The sequence below is a fragment of the Sphingomonas sp. CFBP9019 genome (genome assembly GCF_034045155.1).
Classification (GTDB): Bacteria; Pseudomonadota; Alphaproteobacteria; order Sphingomonadales; family Sphingomonadaceae; genus Sphingomonas; species Sphingomonas aerolata.
Genome location: NZ_JAXCWK010000014.1, coordinates 2501 through 5957 on the forward strand (window position 1 = coordinate 2501; position 3457 = coordinate 5957).

At 53.7% G+C, this 3457-nt stretch carries 1 tRNA gene and 2 rRNA genes; all 3 read left to right on the forward strand.

The features are described from left to right. Positions 1–161 precede the first annotated feature (161 nt). Positions 162–2958 (forward strand): 23S ribosomal RNA (locus SOM18_RS19350). Positions 2959–3183: 225 nt separating this feature from the next. Continuing rightward, positions 3184–3298 (forward strand): 5S ribosomal RNA (gene rrf, locus SOM18_RS19355). Between the two features lie 82 nt (positions 3299–3380). Further along, positions 3381–3457, forward strand: a tRNA-Met gene (locus tag SOM18_RS19360).

A 3457-nucleotide genomic window follows, 5' to 3' on the forward strand; every position in this document is an offset into this window, starting at 1 on the left:
GACGAGCGGTTCGAGGCTCCAGATATCGACATCATCATAATACATAATCTGGCTGAGATTATAATCATCCGCACCTGACAAAGACCACGACGCACTGCTCTGCCGAGTTGGTGACGTTCCTCTGGAACGCACCCAGTGATGTCGTTGGTGGTGTGGACTCTCAAGCGTGAGGTAAGGGCAATTCGTGGATGCCTTGGCATGTACAGGCGATGAAGGACGTGGCACGCTGCGATAAGCGCGGGTGAGCTGTGAGCAAGCTTTGACCCCGCGATTTCCGAATGGGGAAACCCACCTATCCCGATTAATCCGAACTGTGTGGCAACGCGCAGCTTGGGTTAATTAGGTTAGGTATCACTTAGCTGAATAAAATAGGCTTCGTGAAGCGAACCCGGCGAACTGAAACATCTCAGTAGCTGGAGGAAAAGACATCAACCGAGATTCCGTTAGTAGTGGCGAGCGAACGCGGACCAGGCCAGTGCCTGAATTTCAACTAGTAGAAGTCTCTGGAAAGTGACGCCATAGCGGGTGACAGCCCCGTATACGAAAGTGAGAATTCAGGACTCGAGTAGGGCGGAACACGTGAAATTCTGTCTGAACATGGGGGGACCACCCTCCAAGCCTAAATACTCGTACATGACCGATAGCGAACTAGTACCGTGAGGGAAAGGTGAAAAGCACCCCGATGAGGGGAGTGAAACAGTACCTGAAACGGATTGCCTACAAGCAGTTGGAGGGCTTTTATGGCCTGACAGCGTACCTCTTGCATAATGGGTCTGTGACTTAATGTATCAAGCAAGCTTAAGCCGATAGGTGTAGGCGCAGCGAAAGCGAGTCTGAATAGGGCGCCAGAGTTTGATGTATTAGACCCGAAACCCGGCGATCTAGGCATGACCAGGATGAAGGTGCAGTAACATGCACTGGAGGTCCGAACCGATTAACGTTGAAAAGTTACCGGATGAGTTGTGTTTAGGGGTGAAAGGCCAATCAAGCCGGGAAATAGCTGGTTCTCCGCGAAAACTATTGAGGTAGTGCCTCGCACGAACACCTTAGGGGGTAGAGCACTGGATGGGCTAGGGGGTCGCGAGATCTACCAAACCTAACCAAACTCCGAATACCTAAGAGTGATATGCGGGAGACAGACGGCGGGTGCTAAGGTCCGTCGTCAAAAGGGAAACAGCCCTGACCTACAGCTAAGGCCCCCAAATCGTATCTAAGTGGGAAAGCATGTGGGACTTCCAAAACAACCAGGAGGTTGGCTTAGAAGCAGCCATCCTTTAAAGAAAGCGTAACAGCTCACTGGTCTAAACAAGAGGTCCTGCGGCGAAGATGTAACGGGGCTCAAGATACGTGCCGAAGCTTAGGGTGTGCCACTTATGTGGTACGCGGTAGCGGAGCGTTCCGTAAGCCTGTGAAGCGATCTGGTAATGGGTCGTGGAGGTATCGGAAGTGCGAATGCAGACATGAGTAGCGATAAAGAGGGTGAGATGCCCTCTCGCCGAAAGACCAAGGGTTCCTGCGCAAGGCTAATCCGCGCAGGGTGAGCCGGCCCCTAAGACGAGCCCGAAGGGGGTAGTCGATGGGAACCACGTTAATATTCGTGGGCCTGGTGGTGTGTGACGGATCATGTGTGTTGTCATCCCTTATCGGATTGGGATGGCTTCGAAATGGTTCCAGGAAATAGCCCCACCGTATAGACCGTACCCGAAACCGACACAGGTGGTCAGGTAGAGTATACCAAGGCGCTTGAGAGAAGTGTCCTGAAGGAACTCGGCAAATTGCCTCCGTACCTTCGGAAGAAGGAGGCCCTCACTATGCGCAAGCACTTTGAGGGGGCACAGGCCAGGGGGTAGCGACTGTTTAGCAAAAACACAGGGCTCTGCTAAGTCGGCTTCAAGACGACGTATAGGGCCTGACGCCTGCCCGGTGCCTGAAGGTTAAGTGGAGGGGTGCAAGCTCTGAAATGAAGCCCAGGTAAACGGCGGCCGTAACTATAACGGTCCTAAGGTAGCGAAATTCCTTGTCGGGTAAGTTCCGACCTGCACGAATGGCGTAACGACTTCCCCACTGTCTCCAGGACATGCTCAGCGAAATTGAATTCTCCGTGAAGATGCGGAGTACCCGCGGTTAGACGGAAAGACCCCGTGCACCTTTACTGCAGCTTCAGAGTGGCATTAGGAAGAAACTGTGTAGCATAGGTGGGAGGCTTTGAAGCATCGGCGCCAGCTGATGTGGAGCCATAGGTGAAATACCACCCTGTTTGTTTCTGATGTCTAACCTCGTTCCGTAAGCCGGAACAGGGACCCTCTGTGGCGGGTAGTTTGACTGGGGCGGTCGCCTCCTAAAGAGTAACGGAGGCGCGCAATGGTGGGCTCAGGACGGTCGGAAACCGTCTGTTAGAGTGCAATGGCATAAGCCCGCCTGACTGCGAGACTGACAAGTCGAGCAGAGACGAAAGTCGGTCATAGTGATCCGGTGGTCCCTCGTGGAAGGGCCATCGCTCAACGGATAAAAGGTACGCCGGGGATAACAGGCTGATAACCCCCAAGAGCTCATATCGACGGGGTTGTTTGGCACCTCGATGTCGGCTCATCACATCCTGGGGCTGGAGCAGGTCCCAAGGGTTTGGCTGTTCGCCAATTAAAGTGGTACGTGAGCTGGGTTCAGAACGTCGCGAGACAGTTTGGTCCCTATCTGCCGTGGGCGTCGAAATTTGAGAGGAGTTGACCCTAGTACGAGAGGACCGGGTTGAACATACCTCTGGTGTACCAGTCGTTCTGCCAAGAGCGCAGCTGGGTAGCTATGTATGGACGGGATAACCGCTGAAAGCATCTAAGCGGGAAGCCTCCCTCGAGATAAGATTTCATAGAGCCGTCGGAGACCACGACGTTGATAGATCGGATGTAGAAGTGCGGTAACGCATGGAGCTAACCGATACTAATTGCTCTATTCGCGCTTGAGAGTCTCACACCATCAATGACAACACTGGGTTCGCCCAGCACGTCAGACGATAGTGCGGATGATTAAGACGACGCCAGATTGCCAATCCCCTCGCCGTCGAGGGATTGGTTACAAATACAACTATACCCAAGCACGGTATCGATTTTAAAACCCTCAAGACCCGCCGCAAGGCAAGCCTCGAGGGACCCAGATATCACAGTGACGCATGTCGCACCGGCTCCATTGCCTGGTGGCTATAGCGTCGGTGTCCCACCCGATCCCATTCCGAACTCGGCCGTGAAACCCGCCTGCGCCAATGGTACTATCGCTCAAGCGATGGAAGAGTAGGTCGTCGCCAGGCATTGAAGCCCGTGCGACATGCATCACACGATATCTAAACCCATTCACAATCTCATCTACCCTTACGTCCCTAACCGGACCGTCGCGGGGTGGAGCAGCCCGGTAGCTCGTCAGGCTCATAACCTGAAGGTCACAGGTTCAAATCCTGTCCCCGCAACCA